The sequence below is a fragment of the Pimelobacter simplex genome (assembly GCF_900114845.1).
GTDB classification, from domain to species: Bacteria; Actinomycetota; Actinomycetes; order Propionibacteriales; family Nocardioidaceae; genus Nocardioides; species Nocardioides simplex.
This window is the reverse complement of record NZ_FOUK01000005.1, coordinates 42,280-65,334: the sequence shown is the minus strand read 5'-3', so window position 1 is coordinate 65,334 and position 23,055 is coordinate 42,280. Positions and strand designations below refer to the sequence as shown.

General features: G+C 73.5%; 20 protein-coding genes. 6 read left to right on the top strand and 14 right to left on the bottom strand.

What is annotated here, in order from left to right:
- Positions 1-1,061, bottom strand: a 1,061-nt coding sequence (locus tag BM223_RS29245; protein ID WP_177235807.1) for a Cys-Gln thioester bond-forming surface protein, incomplete at its 3' end; no start/stop codon positions are given.
- A gap of 338 nt (positions 1,062-1,399) precedes the next feature.
- Here BM223_RS29245 and BM223_RS20455 point away from each other — a divergent pair.
- Positions 1,400-3,673: a sensor histidine kinase gene (locus BM223_RS20455; RefSeq protein WP_038676345.1), complete on the top strand. Its 2,274-nt coding sequence runs from the start codon at positions 1,400-1,402 to the stop codon at positions 3,671-3,673.
- On the top strand, positions 3,670-4,356 hold the full coding sequence (locus tag BM223_RS20450) for a helix-turn-helix domain-containing protein (RefSeq protein ID WP_052138149.1): 687 nt from the start codon (positions 3,670-3,672) through the stop codon (positions 4,354-4,356). The genes BM223_RS20455 and BM223_RS20450 overlap by 4 nt, the downstream gene beginning before the upstream one ends.
- Position 4,357: 1 nt before the next feature.
- Here BM223_RS20450 and BM223_RS20445 read toward each other — a convergent pair whose 3' ends face one another.
- The 13 genes from BM223_RS20445 to BM223_RS20390 all read right to left on the bottom strand — a co-directional run bounded on the left by BM223_RS20445 (position 4,358) and on the right by BM223_RS20390 (position 19,181).
- Entirely contained in the window at positions 4,358-5,671 is a 1,314-nt protein-coding gene (locus tag BM223_RS20445; protein WP_052138148.1) for a M20/M25/M40 family metallo-hydrolase, read from the bottom strand.
- A gap of 34 nt (positions 5,672-5,705) precedes the next feature.
- Complete coding sequence (locus BM223_RS20440; RefSeq protein WP_052138147.1) at positions 5,706-6,518, bottom strand: alpha/beta fold hydrolase; 813 nt, start codon at positions 6,516-6,518, stop codon at positions 5,706-5,708.
- On the bottom strand, positions 6,515-6,667 hold the full coding sequence (locus BM223_RS29240) for a hypothetical protein (protein WP_158510161.1): 153 nt from the start codon (positions 6,665-6,667) through the stop codon (positions 6,515-6,517). The genes BM223_RS20440 and BM223_RS29240 overlap by 4 nt, the downstream gene beginning before the upstream one ends.
- 23 nt (positions 6,668-6,690) lie before the next feature.
- Positions 6,691-7,983 carry a Rieske 2Fe-2S domain-containing protein gene (locus BM223_RS20435; protein ID WP_082003508.1) on the bottom strand — a complete coding sequence of 431 codons (1,293 nt, stop codon included), beginning with the start codon at positions 7,981-7,983 and terminating at the stop codon, positions 6,691-6,693.
- A 49-nt stretch (positions 7,984-8,032) separates the two neighbouring features.
- Complete coding sequence (locus tag BM223_RS20430) at positions 8,033-8,983, bottom strand: PDR/VanB family oxidoreductase (protein ID WP_052138146.1); 951 nt, start codon at positions 8,981-8,983, stop codon at positions 8,033-8,035.
- A complete protein-coding gene (locus BM223_RS20425) occupies positions 8,980-10,194 on the bottom strand; it encodes an MFS transporter (protein WP_038676344.1) in 1,215 nt (404 codons plus the stop codon). The genes BM223_RS20430 and BM223_RS20425 overlap by 4 nt, the downstream gene beginning before the upstream one ends.
- Before the next feature lie 70 nt (positions 10,195-10,264).
- Positions 10,265-11,563 carry an MmgE/PrpD family protein gene (locus BM223_RS20420; protein WP_052138145.1) on the bottom strand — a complete coding sequence of 433 codons (1,299 nt, stop codon included), beginning with the start codon at positions 11,561-11,563 and terminating at the stop codon, positions 10,265-10,267.
- Entirely contained in the window at positions 11,563-12,582 is a 1,020-nt protein-coding gene (locus BM223_RS20415) for an LLM class flavin-dependent oxidoreductase (protein ID WP_038676342.1), read from the bottom strand. The genes BM223_RS20420 and BM223_RS20415 overlap by 1 nt, the downstream gene beginning before the upstream one ends.
- Entirely contained in the window at positions 12,579-13,436 is an 858-nt protein-coding gene (locus BM223_RS20410; RefSeq protein ID WP_038676341.1) for an alpha/beta fold hydrolase, read from the bottom strand. Before BM223_RS20410 ends, BM223_RS20415 begins: the two co-directional genes overlap by 4 nt.
- Entirely contained in the window at positions 13,433-14,383 is a 951-nt protein-coding gene (locus tag BM223_RS20405) for a DODA-type extradiol aromatic ring-opening family dioxygenase (RefSeq protein ID WP_038676339.1), read from the bottom strand. The genes BM223_RS20410 and BM223_RS20405 overlap by 4 nt, the downstream gene beginning before the upstream one ends.
- Positions 14,384-14,458: 75 nt before the next feature.
- On the bottom strand, positions 14,459-17,836 hold the full coding sequence (locus tag BM223_RS20400) for a molybdopterin cofactor-binding domain-containing protein (protein WP_038676337.1): 3,378 nt from the start codon (positions 17,834-17,836) through the stop codon (positions 14,459-14,461).
- The gene (locus BM223_RS20395; protein WP_038676335.1) at positions 17,833-18,303 is read right to left on the bottom strand and encodes a (2Fe-2S)-binding protein; all 471 of its coding nucleotides are present in this window, start codon (positions 18,301-18,303) and stop codon (positions 17,833-17,835) included. Before BM223_RS20395 ends, BM223_RS20400 begins: the two co-directional genes overlap by 4 nt.
- Positions 18,304-18,389: 86 nt before the next feature.
- Positions 18,390-19,181 carry an IclR family transcriptional regulator gene (locus BM223_RS20390; RefSeq protein WP_200887055.1) on the bottom strand — a complete coding sequence of 264 codons (792 nt, stop codon included), beginning with the start codon at positions 19,179-19,181 and terminating at the stop codon, positions 18,390-18,392.
- 221 nt (positions 19,182-19,402) lie between these two features.
- On the opposite strand from BM223_RS20390, the gene BM223_RS20385 reads away from it, so the two are divergent.
- The 4 genes from BM223_RS20385 (at position 19,403) to BM223_RS20370 (ending at position 22,990) form a co-directional block, all read left to right on the top strand.
- Positions 19,403-20,260 (top strand): ABC transporter ATP-binding protein, encoded by an 858-nt coding sequence (locus BM223_RS20385; RefSeq protein WP_052138143.1) that lies wholly within the window; start codon positions 19,403-19,405, stop codon positions 20,258-20,260.
- A gap of 34 nt (positions 20,261-20,294) precedes the next feature.
- Positions 20,295-21,290 (top strand): ABC transporter substrate-binding protein, encoded by a 996-nt coding sequence (locus BM223_RS20380; RefSeq protein ID WP_038676334.1) that lies wholly within the window; start codon positions 20,295-20,297, stop codon positions 21,288-21,290.
- A gap of 87 nt (positions 21,291-21,377) precedes the next feature.
- Positions 21,378-22,235: an ABC transporter permease gene (locus tag BM223_RS20375; protein WP_052138142.1), complete on the top strand. Its 858-nt coding sequence runs from the start codon at positions 21,378-21,380 to the stop codon at positions 22,233-22,235.
- A gap of 8 nt (positions 22,236-22,243) precedes the next feature.
- Positions 22,244-22,990 carry an ABC transporter permease gene (locus BM223_RS20370; RefSeq protein WP_158510160.1) on the top strand — a complete coding sequence of 249 codons (747 nt, stop codon included), beginning with the start codon at positions 22,244-22,246 and terminating at the stop codon, positions 22,988-22,990.
- Positions 22,991-23,055: the final 65 nt, after the last annotated feature.

The window sequence follows — 23,055 nt, the reverse complement described above, 5'->3', positions numbered from 1 at the left end:
GTGAGGTTCTGGTACGCGACCGTGTCGACCACGGTGCCGCCACCGGCGGCGATGGTGTGGTCACCGTCGGCCTCGTCGACCAGCGTCGTGCCGATCGTGGGGACCGGCAGCGCCGTCCAGGTGACGGTGGCATCGTCGGTCACGGTCGCGGTGCTCGGCGCCACGACGATGAGCGTCTGCGCGTGAGTGCCGGCCGTCGGGGTGCCCCCGGCCTGAACCGGGACGGAGACGATCTTGCCGGTGGCGTTCGAGCCGGACGCGGTCACCGTGACGGTGGCCGAGCCGGCGGTCGTCGTCCCGCGGAGGTCGAGGTAGACCTGCTGCCCGTCGACCACGGCCGCGGCGTTGATCGGCGTCCCCGCCGCGTCGGTGACCGTGACCGAGGGGGCGACCGAGAGGCTGACGGTGGGCTGGTTGGTGTGGACCGTGAACGGACCGACCAGCGTGCCGGCCTGCTGGGCACCGGCCGGACCGGTGATGGTCGCGGTGGTGGCGAGGTCGCCGGGCGTCATGCCGCTGCTGGCGTTGGCGCCGTTGACGAGGTACCAGTAGGCGTCCTTGGAGTTCTGGCTCGACCACGCCCAGTTCGCGTCGAAGGTGAGGTCGGTGTAGCGCCAGATCGCGTACTGCGCGGCCTCGATCGCATCGTTCACCGAGATGCCGGGCACGCCCGCGGCCGTGGCGAAGTCGGACAGGCTCAGCGCCGGGTAGCTGTGCGCCAGCACCCAGAGGACCTTGCCCTGGATGGCCGGCTCGTCGAAGTGGTTGTCACCGAGGAAGTCGGCCGCGTTTCCGACCAGGGCCTGACGGAAGGACAGCGCCGAGATGTCGTGCTCGATGCAGTACCCCCAGAAGTCCGGCGCTCCCGGGTTGCTGGGGTCCGCCGGGGTCTGGTTGTAGATGCCGTGGATGCCCGTGCCCGGGTACCCCTGCGCCTTCGGCCCGACCCACACCGTCGGCCCGATCTCGGTGGCCGACGCCGACGGCGTCCACGACGGCATCACCACGGCGCTCACCGCGAGCACCAGGCCGACGACCCACGTCCGCCGCGCCCTCGTCATCCAGCTCGTTCTCATCTGACTGTCCCCCTCATCTCGATGTCCTGCAGCGCGCATCCGGCCGAGCCCGGGATGCGGCAGCTTCGGCTACTGTGCAGGCCGCCGAGCCGTCGGCGGCACCACCCAGCGAGACTTCCGACCAAATGTCACCCGTAGGGGGGTCAGGACGAAGGTCACGAGCGCTCTGCACGTCCGTCCACTAAAGTGGCGAACCGTCTCCGGCCACGATCGGAGGCCCGTCGGGAAGCGGGGAGAAGCGAGCGGTGGTGGGGGGCTGGGCACACGTTCGCCGACGGCTGCTGGACGACCCGTTCAGGGACGCCGAGCGAGCCGGCTGGACGATGCGGACGGTCACGACGTCGACCAGCCGGGCCTTCCTGCGGGGCATGGCCCTGTGGCAGGCGGTCATGGTGCTGACGATCGTGATCGAGCCGGTCGCCCCCGCCCTGCGCGCCGCGCTGGTCGCCGGCCACCTGGTCCTGGCCGGCTGCGCGCTGCTCGTCGCGGCCGGACGGCTCCCGGCGTGGACGGTGCTCGCACTCGCCTATGCGGCGTTCGTGGCCGACTGGGCCACGGTCGTCTCGCCGGACAACCCCCTGCTGCTGGCCTCGTGCTGGATGGCGAACCTCGCCGCGATCCTGCCTGCCTTCCTCCTGCGCGGGCGCAGCGCGATCGTCTGGCCCCTCGGCATCGCCGTGGTCGTGCCGGTGCTGATGGTGCTGACCGTGCCCGACTCGGGCAGCACGCTGCCGTCCGCGGTCGCCGCGACCACGCTGGCGATCGCGGTGGCCGCCCGGTCGGGCCTGTCCTTCCTGCTCGACTTCGCCCGCCGCGCCGACGCCGAGCACGAGCTCGCCGACGCCGAGCGCCACGCCGGCGAGGTACGACGGGCCGCGAGCCGCCGTGCGGCCGAGGACGCGCGGCTGCTCCACGACACCGTCATCAACACGCTCGGCGCGCTGGCCAACGGCGGTGCCGCGATCGCCGACCGGGACGCCGTCCGGGCGCGCTGCGCCCGCGACGTGGCCACCCTCGAGGCGATCACCGACGACGCCGCGCTCCCCCTGGCCGGGCACGGCCTCCGGCAGGGGCTGTCCGCGACCGGCATCCGGATCGTCCACACCGGCCTCGCCGAGGACGAGCTCGCCCGGCGCGAGGCCCTGGTGCCCGCCGGCGTGCTCGACGCGCTGACCCGGGCCACCGGCGAGCTCGTGCGCAACGCCGAGAAGCACTCCGGTGCGGCCGAGGTCCGCGTCGACGTCCAGGCCCGGCCGAGCGGGCTGGTCGTCACGGTGAGCGACGACGGCGTCGGCTTCGACGGCGTCGCGCCGGCCGGGCGGGGCCTCGCCGAGTCGGTGCTGGGCCGGCTGCGCGACACCGGCATCGACGTCGACCTGGTCTCGACCCCGGGCTTCGGCACCCGGGTCACGCTCACCTGGACCATGGCCGGGCCGACACCGGCCGCGGCCTCCCCGAGCGCCGGCTCCGACCAGCTGATGGGGGCGGTGGTCGACGGCATCCAGCGGCGAGCGAGCGGTGTCTTCGCGCTCGCCCTGATCGGGGTCGGGGTGTGGCTCGCCGTGACCAACCACCGCGGACAGCCCACCACGGAGTACCCGATGGTGGCCGTCGTCGCGGCGGTCTGCGGCCTCGCCTGGGTGCTGCGCGGCGGCAGCCGCCCGCGCCGGCTCCTGCTGCCCCTCCTGCTCGGTCTGGGCTCGTCGGTGGCGTTCGTGCTCTCGGCCGCCGCGGTCGACTTCGGCCGTTCCGACGTCGTCCTCTGGCAGGCGATCTGCCCCAGCGGCCCGCTCCTGCTCGTGCTCGGTGACCGGCACTGGCGCCGGATGGCGGTCTGGCCGGCCGCGATGCTCCTGCTCACGATCGTCACGACGGCGGGGCTCGTGGCCCCGTCCAGCGGCCGCGCCGCCGTCTCCACCCTGGTCGCCGGGACGGCGTGCCTGGGCCTGGTCGCCGGCTGGGCCGGCTTCCAGCGGATGGTCATCACCATCGGCCGCCGCGTGGTGGCCGACCAGCAGGCGGTGGCCCGGCTGCGGACCGAGGTCGAGGCACGCGAGGCCGCGAGCCGGTCGCGACGGCGCTGGGCGGCGGCAGGTCTGGCCGAGTCGGTCGCGATCCTGCGCCGGGTGGCCGCGGGCGACGTCGAGCCCACCGCCGAGCCCCTCCGCACGGTCTGCGTCGAGGAGGAGGCCTACCTGCGCCAGCTCACCCAGCTCAACCCCGAGCTGGTGTGGATGGGCGACTGGTTCGCCCGCGCCCTCGCCGAGGCCCGCACGGCCAACGCCGCGCTCTCCGTCCGCTCGGGCGCGGTCGATGCCGGTGCCGAGGTCGCGCCGGCGCTGGGCGAGCTCCTGCTCACTGCTGTCGGCGCCGTGCCGGCCGGCGAGCAGATGACGACGACCCTGTTCCCCGCGGAGCACGGACTGCGCTTCACGCTGGTCGGCCCGGCGCCCCACCTCGCGTCGGTGGCACGCGGCTGGCGGTTGCCCGATGATGTCGCCATGTCCGTGCAGAGCTTCGGCCCGCAGGACCTGGTCGAGGTGGTGGTCCCGGCGGCAGAGCCGGGTCCGGTGACGAACGGAGGTGAGGGGCCGTGAGCGTTCCCGTCCAGGGTGCCCGGCGCTACGAGTGGCGCCTGGCGATCGTCGAGGACCACATGCTCCAGCGCAAGCGCACCGAGGAGCTGGTGGCGGCGCAGCCGGGGCTGCGGGTGATCTGGAGCGGCGAGACGCTCACCGACTTCACGGCCTGGGTGGCCGACGTGCCCGAGCCCCAGCGGCCGCACCTGCTCGTCCTCGACCTCATGGTCGAGCGCGGGCCGAGCGCCGATCCGGTCATGGTCCGCGAGGTCACCCGCTCCGGCATCAAGGTGCTCGTGCTCTCCGCGATGGCCTCGCCCGAGCTGGTCCGCAAGGTCCTGCGCGCCGGGATCGGCGGCATCGCGGGCAAGCGCGACTCCGAGGAGGACATCGTCGCCGCGATCTGGACGGTGCTCGGCCGCGGTCAGTGGCTGACGCCCGAGCTGGCGAGCGTGATCGCCGGCGACGCCGACCGTCCCCGGCTCAGCGACCAGGAGGAGCGCGCGCTCGTGCTCTACGCCTCCGGGCTCACGCTCGATGCGGTCGCCTCGGCGCTCGGCGTCAAGAAGGACACCGCGAAGAAGTACCTCAGCCGGGTCAAGGCGAAGTACGCCACCGCCGGGCGTCCGGTGAGCACGAAGCTCGAGCTCAACACGGTCGCCCAGCAGGACGGCTACCTCGACCCGCCCAGCCGCGCCTGACCTACCCGGCCGGGCGGCTGGCCAGCGTCACCGCCGTGTGCACGAGGTGCCGGGTCAGCCGCTCCGCCTCCCGGAGGTCGACGACGTTCATCCCGGCCGGGAAGTCCAGCGGCAGCGGCGCGTCCGGCCCGATCCGGTCCATGCCGATGCGCGCGGTGGGCAGGCCCTTCTGGCGCAGGATGTTGGCGTCGGTGGCGCCGCTGTTGGCCACGATGGGGCGGTGCGGCTCGCCGGCGAGCTCCTCCCACGCGGCGATGGCTGCGGTGACGACCGGGGCGTCGACCGGGGTGGCGGTGCCGGGGATGGTCAGCCGCGAGCGCCAGCGGACGGCGAGCTCGGGGTGCCGGGCGCGGATCGCGTCGACGGCGGCGCCGAACTCACGCCGGACGTCGGCGAGCGGCGAGCGGGGGCTCGTGCGCAGGTCGACGTAGAAGCGGCACAGGGCCGGCGTCACCGACGACATCCGCGGCCAGCCGCTCTCGATCGCCGACACGATCCCCTGCGGCGCGACGAGCCCGTCGGTGTGCCGCTCGGCGTACGTCGTGAACCACTCCTCGAGCTCGAGGACGACGACCGAGGCGCCCGCGATGGCGTTGCGGTAGGGCATCCGGTGCCGGCTGCCGACGTAGGAGAAGCTGCCCTCGACCTCGACCTCGAACCAGCACAGGCCGACCTCCTCCCACGCCACCGCCCAGCCGGGCTTGGCGATCACGGCGTGGTCGGCCCAGACGCCCTGCTCGAGCAGGAACGAGCAGCCGGCGCCCTGACCGGCGTTGTGCCGGCTCAGGCCGCGCTCGATGCGGCCGTTGGTCGGCATGCCGCCGGCGCCGAGGCCGACCAGGACACTGCCCGGCAGGTCGAGCCCGGCGGCCGCGATCGCCTCAGCCGCGGCCATCACGCTGGCCGCATGGCCCTTGGGGTTCGAGGCACCGAGCCCGAGCACGTGGTCGCCGTGCACCTGGGCCCTGGGCTGCATGTCGGCGCGCAGCGCGGGCCCGATCCAGGGCACGTCCTCGTCGGCGTCCCCGACGGTGAGGGTGTCGATGGGGGCGTAGAGCAGCACGTCCTCGCCGCCGCCCGTGCCCGCCAGCTCCCCGACGGCATTGGCCTGCCGGTCGTCGAGCCACTGGGTCCGCGCCGGAACGCCGTGCGCACTCAGCTGACCGGCGGCCCACTGCGCGAGCTCACCCTCCTCCCCCGTCGGCGACGGGATGTCGACCAGCCCCACGACCAGCTCGGCCAACCGGTCGCGGTCGATCGCCTTCCAGGCGGCGGCGATCGCCGTCCGCACGGCGCTCGGGTCCGGTGACGTCATCCTCGTTCTCCTTGCTGTCGTGGCTGTCGTGGCTCTAGGACAGGTGCGCGCGCACGAGCGCGGCGGTCGGCTCGGGCCGCTCGGACTGCGGGTGGTGGGCGGTGCCCGGGACGACGGCAGCCGACCCGCGCGGCAGGCCGTCCGCGAGCCAGGCGCCGTACGCCGGCTCACCGAACGGGTCGTGCTCGCCCCACAGCACCAGGGTCTCGGCCCGCACCTCGCCGAGCAGGCCGGACAGGTCGTCGGGCTCGCCGAGCAGGCCCGGGTCGGCCGCGACGGCCCGGCTCGCGGGCGAGATGCTCGCCGCGTGGCGCACCCGGAGCAGGTCGTCGGGGACCCGGCGCGGGTCGTGCCACTCCAGTGCGAGCACGGTCTCGTGCAGCCGCTCGGGGGTCGGCTCCCCCGCGCCGTAGTAGGCCGCGCGGGCTCGCCGGCCCAGCTCCAGGTCGGCGGTGACGCCGGGCGGCGCCGGGAGCGGCTGGCTGCCGCCGGCGACGAGCCGGCCGACCAGGTCGGGACGACGCGCCGACAGGACCATCGCGACGATCCCGCCGAGCGACGTCGTGAGGACGTCGCAGCCGGCGATCCCGGCGTCGTCGAGCAGGGCGGCCAGGGCGTCGGCGCAGCCTGCCATCCGCGGACCGCGGACGGCGGGCAGCGGCGAGCCGCCGTAGCCGGGCAGGTCGACCAGGAGCAGCTCCCGGTCGGCCAGGAAGGGCAGCAGGGCCCGGAAGTCCGCCGCGGCGTGGCAGCCGGGACCACCGCCGTGCAGCACGAGCAGCGGCGGCGCGGACGCCGTCCCCTCGCCCCGCCGCTCGACGGCGAGGCGGGGGCGGGCGTCGTTCATCGCAGCGCGGCCGGCCGGTCCTGGCGGCGGACGTCGCGCACGACCGTGCCGGTCAGGCGCAGCAGCACCGCCTGCACCAGGCGCGGCAGCACGGCCAGGACGGCGAGCACGGCCACGATGCGCAGCAGGGCCTTCGGGTCGGTGTTCATCCTCGGGGTCCTCTCGGGTCGGGTCATTCGGCCGGGGGCTGGCGCTTCGAGCCGGGCGTGCGGTCGACCTGGACGGTCGGCGCGACCTGCTCGATGTGGCGCCGGATCGCGGTCAGGGACAGGTCGGGGCGGTACAGCTTCTCCGGCGGCGCGTTCATGACGTCGACCATCCAGGCGTCCTGGCCGGTGAACTGGCCGTGGAAGAGCCACCGGATCGCGGAGAGGTACTTGGCCTTGAAGACCGACGCCTTCGCGCCGGTCTCGAAGCGCACGAGGATCTGCACGTAGCGGACCTGGTCCTCGTTGACCGGCACGTACCACTCGAAGTGGATGAACTCCGGGTAGGCGACGCGCAGCAGCCCGGGCAGCCGGAACGACACGAAGCCCGGAATGTTCAGGCCCTTGATGACCGGGTTGACCCGCTTCCCCTTGCCGGGCGCGTCGGGCAGCGGCATCCGCTTCCACCAGCGCTTGTTGGTCCAGGTGCCGAGGCCGGGGAACTCGGCCTCCCAGTGCACCTCGTCCTGGACCCGGATCAGCCAGCCGTCCTCCTCGACGATCCGCGTCATGTTCCACGCTGGCATCACCTTGAAGAGGCGCCACAGCGCGGTGTTGTGGAGGTACTTCGCGTGCCCCTCGTCGAAGCCGTTCTCGGCCGCGAAGCGCCAGTTGCCCTCGCGGACGTCCCAGCGCCCGCCCATCACGAAGTCGTTGTCGAGCAGCTCGTTCGGGATGTCGCGCTCGACCGGCGGCACGTCGTCGCCCTGGGCGTCGCCGACGTAGATCCAGACCAGGCCGAGCCGCTGCTCGACGGGGTACGTCGTCACGGAGACCTTGTTGTTGATCGGCGAGTCCGGCCCGTCGGTCAGCGCCGCGCACATCCGGCCGCTGTCGAGCTCGTAGGTCCAGCCGTGGTACGGGCAGCTGATCGTTCCCTCGTACTGGCGCCGGCCCAGCGACAGCGGCACGCCGCGGTGCGGGCAGCGGTCGTGCAGGCCGAAGATCTCGTCCTTCTCGCGGACCAGCACGATCCGCTCGCCCAGCAGCTCGACCGGGACCGGCTTCTTGCCGACCTGCTCGGCCCACATGACGGGGTACCAGTAGTCGCGGAAGCCGAGCTCCGCGTCGTCGTACCGGGGCCACGACGACCAGTCGTTGCCGTGCTCGCTCGACGCGGGCCGGCGGCGCGAGGCGCGCGGCCTCCGGTCGGCCGCCGGACGCCGTCCGGCGGGCGGGGCCTCGCCCGGCGCACGCCGCCGGGCCGCCTTGCGCTCGGGGGCGTCCGTCGTCGACTGCTCGTCCTCGGTGAGGCTCATCGTCGTGTTCCTTCCTTCAGGTGCGGGTCGTTGCCGGACGTGATGTCCACTAGATGTCCAGGACGAGCTCGGGCGTGCGGGCGCGGGAGACGCAGACCGCCAGGGCGGCGTCGTCGTCCTCGCCCGGCGCCCGGAACGAGTCGCGGTGGTCGGGCTCGCCCTGCAGGACGCGCACCTCGCACGAGCCGCACACCCCGTCGCGGCAGGCGTTCGCGACGCTGATGCCGACCGTCTCGAGCGCGTCGAGGATGCTCTCGTCGGCGGCCACGTCGACGGTGACCTCGGACTTCGCGCACCGCACCTTCACCGGCGCGGACACCAGCCCGGACAGGTCCTTGCCCGCGAACCGCTCGACGTTGAGCGCGCCCTCGGGCCAGCTCTCGCAGGCCCCCTCGACGGCGTCGATCAGCCCGGTGGGGCCGCAGCAGTAGACCGCCGTGCCCTCCTCGGGATCGGCCAGGAGGCCGGGGATGTCGAGGCGGCCGGTCTCGTCCTCGGGCTGGATGAGCACCCGGTCGCCGTGGGCGGCGAGGAGGTCGCGGAAGGCCATGGAGGTGCGGGTCCGGCCGCCGTACACGAGGCGCCAGGGGACCCGCTCGGCCTCGGCCTGGCGGATCATCGGCAGGATCGGCGTGATGCCGATGCCGCCGGCGATGAACAGGTAGCGCTTGGCCGGGACCAGCGCGAAGTGGTTGCGCGGACCGCCGACCTCGACCAGGTCGCCGGGGCGGGCCTCGTCGTGGATGTAGCTCGACCCGCCCCGCGACTGCGGCTCGGCGAGCACCCCCACGACGTACCGGTCCCGGTCGGCCGGGTCACCGCACAGCGAGTACTGCCGCACCACGTCGGGCAGGCCGACGTCGATGTGCGCCCCCGCCGTCCACTCGGGCAGGATCCCGCCCTCCGGATCGACGAGCTCGAGACTCAGCACGCCGTCGGCCTCGACCCGCATCGCACGGATCATCAGGTCCAAGACGCCCTCGTCGTCCCAGTTGGTCATGTCACTACTCCGCTTCTCACCCAACGTTGTCTGGCATGGGCGATCAGCGCGGCGGATGCGGCCGCGGCGATCGCGATGACGTACCAAGCCGGCCCGTAGCGGCCGGAGCCGGCGACGGCGGCGAACAGGAGCGGCCCGCAGACGCCACCGAGGAAGACGCCGCCCTGGGTCAGCCCGGTGACGGCGGCGATGCTGTGCGGGCGGGCCTGCGTGACGCTCAGGTTGAACAGCCCGTTCCAGCCCCAGCCGAGGCCGTAGGCGGCGAGCGCGCCGACCAGGAAGCCCCAGCCCGAGCCGGTGCCCAGCAGCACGTACCCGAGGGCACCGCCGGCGAGCATGGTGCCGACCGCGCGCAGCGACTCGGCGCCCTCGTGGCGGCCGCCGGACCACGACGCGATCACCCGGGCGACGATGCAGGTCAGGCTGCCGGCGATCTGCACGGCGCCCACGGCCTGCGGGGAGACCCCGGCGTGCTGGCCGGTCGCGGCCAGGAAGGACGGCAGCGTCGTCGCGGCGATCGAGCCCAGGAAGGCGCCGCCGACGAGGGCCGCGACCAGCGGGCGGCCACCGACGGCTGCCGGCGCCGGCGCGCCGGCATCGGCGACGACGACGCCGGGCCTGCGCGCCGCGCGGTGCGCGGCGTCGCGGCCGAACGGGATCACCAGCTGCACCGCCGCCACCAGCCCGGCCACGGCCCAGACCGCGGCCCGCCACGACCCGGAGCCGCCGACCACCGCGAGCAGGGCGCCGGCGATCAGGGTCGCCGCGGGGATGGCGGACTGCACCGCACCGAAGGCGATCGCCCGGGTCCGGCCGGGGCCGATGCCCGAGAGGATCTGGTTGGACGCCGGCTGGACCAGCGAGTTCGGGACGCCGATGAAGGTCAGCGCGAGGACCACCCCGGCCGCGCCGTCCGCCAGCGCGACGCCGGCCAGGCCGGCGGCACTGCCGAGCGCGGCGAGGCGCAGCGCGACCTGGGGGCCGCACCACGCGACGAAGCGCCCCGAGAACGGGGAGAGCAGGGCGGAGACCGCGTAGTAGCCGGCGACCGCCGTGGCGACGTCGGCGGCACCGAAGGCCATCGTGCGGCCCATCTGGATCGCCAGCGTGCCCACCAGGAAGGGCGGCACCGAGACCGCGACGAGCGTGCCGATCACCCCGGCGACGGCGCGGACGCCGACCGTCGTGGACGGTGTGATCGTGCTGGTCATCGGCCGGGCTCCTTTCGCCGTACGCTGTACCGTACAGGAGACAGTGGTGCAGGGGAAGGCCTTCCCCGCTTCACGTCCGAGCGGCGAGGAGACCGGCCAGCGCCCGGGCGCCGAGGCCGGCGACGAGCTCGTCCGGCAGCGCGCTCCAGCGGGGCGCGTCGGCGAGCAGGACGCCGAGCTTGCGGGTGACCAGCTCGGCCGGGTCGGCGGCGAGCCGGAGCGGCTCGCGGTGCCGGACCAGGTCACCTGCGGCCGTGGTCACGGCGAGCTCGACCGCGTCGGACGTCGTGACCGGCACCAGGGTGAGCGCGCCGGCGAAGGCGGTCGCCGGGTCGGCGGCCCGGAAGTGGCCGACCTCCCGCTCGCGCCCCCGGGCGACCGCACCTACCGAGTAGGCGAGGCTCGCGGCGGCCTCGGGTGGGCCGTCCACCACGCGGTCGGTGGAGAGGTAGGCAACCATCGCGGCCGGCAGCGCGACCTCGACGGCGGACGCCGTGCCGATCGTCGCGCGACCGGCCCGCTCCGCCACGGCCAGCAGGCCGCGGATGACCGCCTGCAGCGGGGTCGAGCAGGGGAACTCCTTGTGCATCCCCTCGCCGATGCGCGGAGGTCCGTCCGCGAGTCCGGGACCCTCGGCCGCGAAGGCCCGGCGGGCCGGGCCGTCGAGGAGCGTCGCCGAGGCACGCAGCCCGGCCGCGGCGCGCACCGCGGCCTGCAGGCCGGCGGCGGCCGCGTCCCCGAGGAGCACGTAGTGCCCGTCGGCGAAGACGTCCTCGGTCAGCAGCCCGCCGACCGAGGTGGCGGCGAGCGCGAGCGCCTGGCGGGTGCGCTCCTCGTTCAGCCCGAGCAGGCAGGACGCCGTCATCGCGGCGCCGAGCCGGCCGGCCACCGCCCCCGGCCACCAGGACGACGCGTAGAGCCGCGGGCCGCCGAGCACGCCGGCCGCGAGCGCGGTGACCTCGTAGCCGGCCGCGACGGCGGCCAGCAGGTCCGGGCCGGCGGCGTCCACCTGGGCACCGAGGTGCACCGCCAGAGGTACGACGACCGCGCCGGGCACGGTGCCCGAGCCCGGGTGGACCGCGTCCAGCTCGTCGGCGTGCGCCGCGGTGACGTCGGCGACGAGGGCGTCCGCCCGGCTCCGGTGCGCGCCGGGCGCCGCGAGCGGCGTCCAGCCGTGCCCAGCCGGGAGCGGGTCCTGCGCGTCGAGCAGCCGGCCCACCGTCGGGTGACCGGCTCCGACGACGAGGCAGGCCAGGGTGTCGACGCTCAGCAGCGCGGCCGCACGGGCCACGCCGTCCTCGCCCGCGCGCGCCAGGGCGGCGACCGCCGTACCGCGGCGGGCGAGGGTGGCGAGCGTCGAGCCGGCCATCAGCGCGCGGGCGTCCCGAGCACCTCGGCGCCGACCTCCTCGACGAGGTCGCGGGGCAGGTCGTAGGACCCGACGTGCTGGATGAACACCGACGTCGCCCCCGCCTGCTCGACCAGGTCGAGCTTGGCCGCGATCTCGGCGGCGGTGCCGAACAGGCAGAACTCCTGCGCGAAGCGGACGGCGTCGGCATCGCTGACCCACCGGCCGCATACGTCGACCGCGAGGTCCCAGTCCTCGGCGTGCACGAGGTCCGGGTAGACCTCGGGCACGTCGGCCGGCACCTCGATCTCGATGCCGGCCGCACGGAGCGCCGCCTGCCCGCCGTGCTGGGCGATGCCCGCGCAGATGGGCTTGAGGACCCGCGCGTCGCGCTCGATGTCGTCGCTGACCCGGGCGTGCGCGGACACGATGATCCGCACGTCCTCGGGCGCCTTGCCCGCATCGCGCGCGCCGGCCTCGACGAGACCGCGCGAGCGCGCGATCGCCTCGGCGGAGACGCCGCTCAGCAGGATCGCGCCGTCGGCGATCTCACCGGCGAGCCGCAGGTTGCGCGGGCCGGACGCGGCGAGCAGGACCGGCACTCCCGGGTGCGGGTCGCGCATCCGGGAGCGGACCGGTCCGTAGTCGACGGTCTCGCCGGCCAGGCTGGAGCGGATCACGCTCACGCCGGCGCGCAGGTCGTCCTGACGGCTGGGCCGGAGCCCGACCGGCTCGACCGAGCTGTTGCCGACCCCGAGGCCGAGGTCGAAGCGGCCGGCGGCGACCTCGCCGACGGTCCGGGTCAGGCCGGCCACGACGCTGGGGTGCCGGGTGACGACATTGCTGACCGCGGTGCCGATCCGGATCGACTCCGTCGCGAGCGCCACGGCGTACGCCGTGAGGAAGGCGTCGCGCCACAGGACCTGCGAGTCCGGCAGGAACACCTGCGCGAACCCGAGCTCCTCGGCCCGGCGGGCGACCTGGGCGACCTCGTCGGCCCGGGTGCAGGGCGGCAGCCGGATGCCGATCGGCAGGCTCATCCGAGCGCGCCGATGCGGCCGAAGAACTCGCGGGCCTCCTTGTTGAAGCGGTCCGCGTGCTCGTGCTGGGGCCAGTGGCCGCACTCGCCGTAGATCTCCAGCTCGGAGCCGGGGATCGAGGCGTGCATCCGCTCGGCCTCGGGGACGTCGCCGAACGGGTTCTCCGCGCCCCACACGATGCGGGTCGGCGCGGTGATCCGGGCCATCTGCTCGGGCGAGAGCAGGTCCTCGACCCGGTTCTCCATGGTCTGCAGGCAGAGCAGCCGCTCGATCCGGGCGACGAACTCGGGCCGGTGGTAGATCGCGTGCCGCACGTCGACGAGCTCGTCGGAGACGTTGGCCGAGTCGAACATGAGGAGCTCGAGGCGCTGGCGGGTGAGCGCGACGTCGTCGTTCTCGACGGCGGCCCGGGTGCTGGCGCGGATCCGCTCCATGACGGGCGGGTTCGCGACCGTGCCGCCGGGGGCGACCAGGATCAGGCTGCCGACGCGCTCGGGGTGGTCGGCGGCGAGCCGGCCGGCGACCCAGCCGCCCAGCGACTCCCCGACGAAGTGCGCCTTGGCGATGCCCTGGGCGTCCATGTAGGCGAGCACGTGCTCGACGTACCGCGGGATCCGGTAGTCGGCGTCCGGGCCCTCGGTGTAGCCGTGGCCGACCATGTCGACGGCGTGGCAGTCGTACTCGTCGGCGAGGACGGTGAGGTTGCGGACGAAGGCCTCCAGGTGGCCGCTCGTCCCGTGCAGCATGATGACGGGGTCACCGGCGCCGGCCCGCACGTAGCGGGTGCGGAGGCCGCCCGCGTCGATGAAGCCGTGGTGGTAGTCGGTCGTGCTCAGCTGGGTCCACAGGGTCATGCTCGGTCTCCTTCGTCGGTCGGCTCGAACAGAGCCACTGCCATTCCGGTCAGCCATTCGTCCACGGGGGCGTAGGCCAGGGTGGTGCCGCGGCCGGCGCCGACGGCGGCCGTCATGGCGATCCAGGAGCGGACCTCCTGGGCGCCGTTGCCGGCCTCCTTCTCGATCTCGTCGCTCGACTTGGCGATGGTCCGCGACAGGTCGCCCGCGGTGAGCTGCTCGAGGAAGTCCCGGTCGAACGCCGGGTTGATCTGGGCCGGGGCGGCCCGGATGATCTGGCGGCGCCGGACCTCGAACTCCTTCCACTGCTCGCGGCCGTTGAGCCAGGCCTCGACGAGGAAGCGGTCGTCGTCCGAGAGGGTCTGCGACCAGTCCGGCCAGGGCAGCCGGTGCGAGAGCCCGCCGGACGCGATGACCACGACCCGCTTGTCCTGCCCGTCGGTCTCCAGCGCGGTGCGCAGCGTGCGGCCGATCGCCTCGGCCCGCGCGAGCGGGATCAGCGGCGGCGCGAACATGTTGAGCACGATCGGCACGATCGGGACGTCGAGCGCGGGCACCAGGTGCTGCAGCCCGTGGGTGATGCCGTGGTCCACGGTGAGCCGCAGCGAGAACGCGGGGTCGAACGAGCTGTCGACCAGCGTGTCCACGACGTGCTTGGCGAGGTCCCGGTCGACCGGGAGCGGCCCGGCCGGGGTGTCGGCCTCGCCGGCCCCGATCACCTCGGCGACGCCGACGGTGATCGACGGCATCAGGTCGAGGAAGAGCCCCCGGAAGTGGTTGCTGCCGATGACCACGACGGCGTCCGGTCGGGCGGCGGCGATGGCGTCCGCGGCCCGGCCCAGGCCGTCGCGGAACTCGTGGGCGGCCGGCAGGTGGTCGACCTCGGCCCAGTGCGTGTTCATCAGCGTGCTGTGGGAAGCCCCCACGCCCAGCACGATCCGGCTCATGGCACCACTCCTTCACTTGTTCCGTACATCGTACGGTACGAAGGATGCCGCCGTCGACAGCCGACCGCAGAACGTTCAGTCCGCCGCGCTCACGGCCTCCAGCACGTGCTCGGCGAGACCCGCGACGGCGTCGAGCTTCCAGCCGTTGCCGGGCAGCGGGTGCGCCGCGCGGTCGAGCTCGCGGTCGAGCACCTTCCGCAGCTGGGCGGCGGTCGGCCCGGTCCGGCCGCGCAGCCAGCGCTCGGCCTCGGTCGCGCGCCACGGCACCGGGGCGACCGCGCCGAGGACCAGCCGGGCCTCGGTCCAGGTGCCGGAGGCGTCGACGTCGCCCGAGATCACTGCCGAGGCCGTCGCGAAGTCGCCCGTGTAGAGGTTGAGCTTGCGGAAGGCGCTGCGCCGCCGGACCGCGGCGGCGGGGACGACGATCTCGACGACCACCTCGCCCGGCCGGAGCGCCGTCTCGCCAGGGCCGACGAAGAACTCCTCGATCGCCAGCGTCCGGCGGCCGTCCTCGGCGGCCAGCTCGACCTGCGCGTCGAGCGCGGTCAGCACCGTCGCCAGGTCGGACGGCGTCACCGCCTGGCAGCGGTGCCCGTCGATCACCGCGTGCTGGAACCGGTGGTCGCCCATGACCGCGTAGCAGGGGCTGGACGCGCCATTGCGCTTGTAGCAGGAGAAACCGTTGCGGAAGAACCAGCAGCGCTTCTCCTGCACGAGGTTGCCGGCCACGGTCGCGACGTTGCGGATCTGGGCCGAGGCGATCGAGCCGACCGCGTCGGCGAGAACCGGGACCGTCGTCCGGGTGGCGTCGGCGAGCTCGGCCAGGGTGACCGCGGCGCCGATGCGCAGCGCGCCGTCGTCGGCCTGGCGGACGCCGCGCAGGGCGAGCACGCTGCGGGTCGAGATCAGCACGCTGGCGGGCTCGGCCTCGCGACGTCGCTCGACCATCGCGTCGCTGCCGCCGCCGATCACCTGGGCCCCGGAGGCCGCCCCGCGCAGCACGGTCGGCAGGTCGTCCGGCGCGGTCAGCGACGTCACCGAGCCCGGGTCGGCGACCCCGGAGCCGACCCCACGGCCGAACCGGGTGCCCCAGTGGTGGAGCACGTGGTGCAGACCGAGGGGGTAGAGCGCGCGCATCAGCGCGATCCACCAGCGGCCGGGGCGCCGCCAGATCCGGTGGTGGCGCCGCCGGCCCTCCTTCTCCGCGAGGGCGGTGAGGACCTTGTCGGGGGTCAGCGGCAGCTCGCGGATGCGGACGCCGACCGCGTCGTGCACCGCATTGGCCATCGCGGCGCCCGGCGGGATGATCGACATCTCGCCCACGCTCTTGGCGCCGTAGGGGCCGGCCGGGTCGTGAGCGTTGACGATGACCGGGCGCACCGACGGCACGTCGGCCGAGCGCGGCACCGCGTAGTGCAGGTAGCTGGTGTTGACGATCCTCCCGCCCTCGCGGACCAGCTCCTCGCCGAGCGCGGCGCCGATCCCCATCACCGCGCCGCCGACGATCTGGCCCTCGACCGCGGTCGGGTTGATCGCCCGGCCGACGTCGTGCGCCGCCACGTAGTCGAGCAGCTCGACGGCGCCGGTGCGCCGGTCCACCTCGACGTAGGCGCCGTGCGCCGCGTAGGCGTACGTCGGCGAGAGGTTGGCCGTCGACCTCCCCGGCGCGAGCGGCTCGGTGCTCTCGAGCAGGTAGATCGTCTCGTGGGAGAGCACGCCGTCGACGGTCTCGTCACTGAGCCGGACCAGGTCGCCGAGCGCGACGGCGTCGTCGGCCCCGACCGCCTGCCCGTCGCGCAGGACGACGTCCTGCGTGCCGAGCTTCGCGCGGGCCAGGTCGCGCAGCCGCTCGGCCAGCTCGGAGGCGGCCTTGCCGACGGACGACCCGGTCATGTGGGTACCCCGCGACGACCAGGCACCGAGCTCGAAGGGCGTCCGCTCGCTGTCCATCGACAGCACCTCGACATCGGCGAGGTCGACGCCGAGCTCGTCGGCGGCGATCTGCGCCAGGATCGTGCTCTGGCCGGTGCCCGCGTCGGAGCCGCCGTACCGGACCCGGACCCGGCCGTCGTCGAAGACGTCGATCGCGGCGTCGCTGCGGTTGGCCAGCTCGTAGGCGTAGGCGCCGCTGCCGTGGCTGCCCGCGGCGACCCCCACCCCCCGGTCGGCGCGACGCTCGACCCGGCGCCGGTCCCAGTCGAGCTCGGTGCGCACCGCGTCGAGGCAGTCGGCGAGACGCGCGGTGGTGACGGCGTACCCGCACAGGGTGGTGGTGTGCTCGCGGTTGACGTTGCGCAGCCGCATCTCGAGCGGGTCCAGGCCGAGCCGCTCGGCGATCTCGTCCATCTGCGACTCGGCGGCGAGCGAGACCTGGGGCGTGCCGTAGCCACGGAACTGGCCGCCGGGCTGGGTGGCGGTGTCGATGAGCCGGGCCTCGAGGACCGCGCCGTCGGGGCGGTACATCGAGCCGAGCGTGATGGCGCCGACCCGCATCACCGACGGCCCCATGTGGTTGTACGAGCCGTTGTCGACGCGGATGTCGCTCTCGTACAGCCGGACCAGGCCGTCGTCGTCGGCCGACGTGCGCAGCCAGGTCTCGAAGCGGTGCCGCGGCTTGTTGGCACCGAGCTCCTCCTCGCGGGTCAGGCTGAGCAGCACCGGGCGGTTCGCCTTGCGGGCCAGGGCCGCGGCGAGCACCTCGTGCTCGGAGGCCTTGGACTTCGAGCCGAAGCCGCCGCCGGTGGCGATCTCGCGGAAGATCACCTGGTCGTGCTCGAGCCCGAGCAGCTGGGAGACCTCCTTGCCGATGAACCACGGCGCCTGGGTCGACGTCCACAGCTCGACGGTGCCGGCGTCGTCGTCCCACCGGGCCAGCGTCGTGTTCGTCTCCATGCACGCGTGCGAGACGCTCGGGTAGACGAAGCGGCCCTCGACGGCGGTGCGCGCGTGCGCCCGCCCGGCCGCCGCGTCGCCCCACTCCGTCGCGAAGAGCACCGAGACGTTGGGCTCGCCGGTGGTGCGCTCGTGCAGCCGGCGCGCCCCCGGTGCCGTCGCCTCGGCGACGGTCAGCGGCGCCTTGCGCGGGCGGTAGCGGACCCGGATCGCCGCGAGCGCGGCGACCGCCTGGACGTAGGTCTCGGCCGCGACGGCGGCGACCTCCTGGCCGACGTGGCGGACCGTCCCGCGGGCCAGGGGCGGCCGGTCGGAGAGAGGCGCGCCTCGGTGCACGTAGACCGCGTCGGGCGCGAAGTCGCGGGAGGTGATCACCGCGACCACGCCGGGCATCCGCTCGGCCCGCGTGGTGTCGAGCGCGACGATGTCGGCGTACGGATGGGGCGAGCGGAGCACCGCGGCGTGCAGGGCGGGCACGCGCAGGTCGGCGGCGAAGAGCGTGCTGCCGTCGGTCCGGGCCGCCCAGTCGTGCGGGCGCTGGGAGGTGCCGACGTAGCTCATGCGTCCGCTCCCGCCCGGCGCTCGGCGACGTCCACGACCGCGGCGACGATGGCCTGGTAGCCCGTGCAGCGGCAGATGTTGCCGGACATCTGGTGCCGGACGACGTCAGGGTCGAGCCCGGCCCGGGCCGCCTCCTCGCGCAGCAGCGCCGCCGCCCGGACCAGCTGGCCGGGCGTGCAGAAGCCGCACTGGAACGCGCCCCGGTCGGCGAACTCCTCGCGCAGGTCGCGGATCTCGTCGGCGAGCCCCTCGATCGTCTCGACCTCGCCGGCGACCAGGGCGGCCGGCTGGATGCAGGACATCGTCGGGCGGCCCTCGACGAGCACCGTGCAGGCACCGCACTCGCCCCGCTCGCAGGCGATCTTCGTGCCCGTCAGCCCGACCCGGTCGCGCAGCACCGCGGCCAGCGACTCGGCACCCCGGACCTCGACCGCGACCTGCTCGCCGTTGATCCTCAAGCGCTGCATCCGATCCTCCTCATCGCGACGGTGCATCGCGTCGGAGCGACTCTACCGCGCGTTTCCGTACGTTGTACCGGACAGCGTGGACAAACTCAGCCGAACATCTCCCCGCCCGGCGGACGGCGGTGCTCGCGACCGGTGCGCAGCTGCCGGGCCAGGCCCAGCGCCGACGTCTTCACGGCCGCGGCGAGCTGCGGCATCCGGTAGGCCGAGACCGGCACCGAGATCGACATCGCCGCGACGGCGACGCCCTGCACCAGCACCGGTGCCGCGACGCACTCGCGGCCGACGGTGGCCTCCTCGCGCTCGAAGGCCAGGCCGGTCGCGCGGATCTCGGCGAGCTCCCGCTCCAGCCGCGCCGGGTCGACGATCGAGTGCGGCGTGATCGCGCGCAGCGGCCGCTCGAGGTACTCCGTGCGCACCTCGTTGCTGCTGAAGGCGAGCAGCGCCTTGCCGATCCCGGTGCAGCCCAGCGGCAGCCGGCCGCCCACCCGCGAGGGCAGGCCGAGGTCGGAGTGCCCGTGGATCTTCTCGACGTACACGACGTCGGCGCCCTCGCGGACCCCCAGGTGGACCGTCTCGTGGGTGGCCATGAAGAGGTCCTGGAGGAACGGGCGCGCGGCGACGCGCAGCTCCTGCTCCACCGGGACCAGGCCGCTGAGCTCGAACAGCCCGATGCCCAGCTGGTACCCGCCGTCGTCCTGCGCCAGCAGCCGGTGCTCGACCAGGCCGCCGACCAGGCGGTGCACGGTCGACAGCGGCAGCGCGGTCCGCCGGGCCAGGTCCGAGAGCCGGAGCTGCTGGTCCCCGCCGTCGAAGGCCCGCAGGATGCGCAGGCACTTGTCCAGCATGTTCGGCTGGTCGCGCCCTTCCTTCCGCTCCACGGAAGTTCCCTTCTCTGCGACCACTCGGGCTGACCGTGGCGCCGCCGCGCGGGGCCGTGGGTCCTACCGGCCACCGGAAATGTTTCGTCCAGGAAAAGTTTCCCGGACGGGCTCCCATTCCGTCGCCTGGAACTGTACCGTACGGCGTACGCAAGTGCTCGCCGTCACATGCGGCGACCTCCGCGACCACGACGCGGACGCGACCCGAAGGGACAGGACAGATGACGACTTCGCTCGAGCCCACGCAGGTCGAGGACCGCGTTCCCGCGCGCACGATCCTCGACGTCAGCGAGCTCCGCAAGAGGTACGCGCCGGACCGGCCCCTGGTCTGCGACGGCCTCACCTTCCAGGTTCGCGAGGGCGAGTTCGTCGCCATCATCGGCCCGTCCGGCTGCGGCAAGTCGACGCTGCTGCGGATGATGTCCGGCATCCTCAAGCCGACCTCCGGCACGGTGAGCCTGCACGGGCGCACGATCACCAAGCCCCCGCCGGAGATGGCCCTGGTCTTCCAGGACTACACCCGCTCGCTCTACCCGTGGCTGACGGTCGAGCGCAACGTGCGCTTCCCCCTGGCCCGCGACAAGTCCCTCTCCAAGGCCGAGAAGGCGGAGCGCGTGGCGCGTGCGCTCGACAACGTCGGGCTCACCGGCTTCGAGTCCTACCACCCCGGCGCCCTCTCCGGCGGCATGCAGCAGCGCGTCTCGATCGCCCGGGCACTCGCCTTCCAGCCGCAGATCCTGCTGCTCGACGAGCCGTTCGCCTCGGTCGACGCGCTCACCAAGGAGGGCCTCGAGGACACCCTCCTCGACGTCCGCGACCGGATGCAGGACGCCGGCAACACCATGCTGATGGTCACCCACGACATCGACGAGGCCATCTACCTGGCCGACCGCATCGTCGTGCTGAGCAAGCCGCCGTGCTGGGTCGCCGAGGAGCTGGTCATCGACCTGCCGAAGCCGCGCAACCAGATCGAGACGCGCAGCCACCCGGAGTTCCTCCGGATCCGCGCGCACATCCACGACGTCATGGGACTCACCGACCAGCGCCGCGGCGCCGGTGACTCCCGGACCACCCACTGAGAAGTCCTTGAAGAACAGGAAAGCAGGTCACACCATGCGCAACCACAAGATGATGGGCGGACTGGTCGCACTCGCCATCGCGGCCTCCACCGTCCTGAGTGCCTGCGGAGGAGACTCGGGCGGCTCCGAGGTGAAGACCAATGCGGACGGCACGGCGAGCGTCACCATCGCCACCGTGGGCTCGGACTCGGGCTCACAGGCGTTCATCGCCGAGAAGGAGGGCTTCTTCGAGGACCACGGCCTCGACGTCAAGGTGAAGATCGTCGCCAACGTCCCGGAGCTCGCGGCCGCCGTCGAGTCCGGCGACGCCCAGTTCGCCCTCACCTCGCCGACGTCGATCGCGTCGGCGAAGTCGGCCGGCGTCGACTTCACGATCGTCGCCGGTGGCGCCGTCTACACCGCCGACAACCCCGGCGTGTGGATCATGGTCCCCGAGGGCAGCGGCATCAAGTCGCCTGCCGACCTCAAGGGCAAGACCATCGCGGTCAACGCCCTCAACACCATGCCGCACCTCTCCACGCTGGCCACCCTCGAGGACGCCGGCGTCGACGTGAAGTCGATCGACGTCGTCACCCTCGACTTCACCCAGGTCGGCCAGGCCTTCGAGAGCGGCCAGGTCGACGCCGCCACGGTGACCGCGCCGTTCAACTACCAGATCGAGGGCGACAACCTGGGCCACGCGATCGTGGCGCCGTACGACGCCGTCAACGACCGCAAGGACTTCTACAACACCATCTGGTTCGGCCAGAGCTCGCTCGCCGAGAAGCAGCCCGACGTGGTGAGGAAGTTCCAGGACGCGCTGCGCGACACCAACGCGTGGGCGAACGACCCGGCCAACGAGGCGGCCCGCAAGCAGATCCTCCAGGACTACACCGACCTGGCGGACAAGACCCTCGAGGGCCTGCAGCTGCTGCAGTTCGGCGACGACGTGACGCCCGAGCTGGTCCAGCCCGTCGTCGACATCATGGAGCACTTCAAGGTGCTCCCCCGGCCGATCAAGGCCGACGACATCATCGCCGACGTCAAGTGATGCGGCGGCCGGTGGCGGCCCGTGCGGGTCGCCGCCGGCACCGGTCCTGAACGACAGGAGCTGGCCGATGGCCGGAGGGGAAGAACGATGAGTGCCACCACCGCGGAGCGGGTCGACGCACCCGGCGCCGACCGACCGGCGCCGACCGACCGCCGCAGACGACCGAGCCGGCGGTGGCGCTCCGCCGTCAACCTGCGCGGCCTGGTCTTCGCGATCGGGCTGGTGCTGCTCCTCGAGCTGCTGACCGCGACGGTCGTGACCTCGGTCTACGTCCCGCGGCCCTCGGAGATCGGCAGCGCCCTGCTCTCGGAGCTGCAGCGCGGCGACCTGATGAGCGGCATCGGCATCACCCTGGGCGCCTACCTGCAGGGACTCGCCATCGCGGCCGTGGCGGGCGTCGTCCTCGGCGCCGCGCTGGGCGCCTCCGAGCTGGCATACCAGACCTTCCGGATCCTCATCGAGTTCCTCCGGCCGCTGCCGTCGGTGGCGCTGATCCCCTTCTCGATCCTGCTCCTCGGCGTCGGCACCACCACGACCGTCGCCATGATCGTGTTCGCGTCGTTCTGGCCGATCCTGTTCAACACCTACTACGGCGTGCGCGCGGTCAACCCGGTCGCGATCGAGTCGGCCCGGATCTTCGGGCTCAACCGCCGCCAGGTCTTCTTCCGCGTGCAGATCCCGAGCGCGGCGGTCAACATCGCCGCCGGCATCCGGGTCAGCTCGGCGATCGCCCTGATCCTCGTGATCACCGTCGAGATCCTCACCCGCAGCGGCGGGCTGGGCTACTACATCGTCCGCATGCAGGTGGCGATCCGCACCGAGGACATGTACGCCGGCATCTTCGTGGTCGGCGTCATCGGCTACGTGGTCGCGCTGGCGGTGGCCGGGCTGGAGCGCCGCATCATCTTCTGGAACTCCGACATCCGAGAGGGCGGTGACCGGTGATGCGATCGGTGCTCACGACTCGCCTGCTGCCCTGGGTGGCCCCGCTGCTGGTGCTCGCCGTCTGGGAGTACGCCGGCCGGCACACCACCAGCATCTACCTGCCGCCCGCCAGCGAGGTCGCCAAGGCGCTGCGCGAGGACTGGATGTGGGAGCACACCACCCAGGACCTGCTGCCCAGCCTCAAGCGGTTCGCGATCGGCTACCTGGTCGGGAGCGGGCTCGGCATCGCCGTCGGCCTGGCGATCGGCTCGTCGCGCCGCGTCGCGCAGTACACCGGCCCGACCCTGGAGTTCCTGCGGGCGCTGCCGGCGGTCGCGGTGATGCCGGTCGCGATCCTGCTCTTCGGGCTCGGCGACGGCATGCGGATCTCGATCATCGCCTTCGGCGTGCTGTTCCCCGTGCTGGTCAACACCGCCACCGGCGCGCGCAGCTGCCGCCAGGAGCGGATCGACGTCGCCGAGATGTTCGGCCTCAGCCGGCTCCAGGTGATCCGCCGGGTGATCCTGCCCTCCGCCGTCCCGATGATCTCGGCCGGGCTCCGCGTCGGCCTGCCGATCGCGCTGATCATGATGGTCGTCTCCGAGCTCGTGGGCGGCAAGAACGGCATCGGCTTCTACCTCACCCAGGCCCAGTCGCTCTTCGACATCGCCGGGATGTTCTCGGCGCTCGTCATCCTCGGCGTGCTCGGCAACCTCATCAACTGGCTCTACGTCCGGGTCGAGACCAAGCAGCTGCACTGGGGCGCGCACCTCTGACCCGGCACTCCGCCAAGGCGGGCCCGCGCCGGTGCTCCGTGTCGTACTGTGTACGACGGCACCGG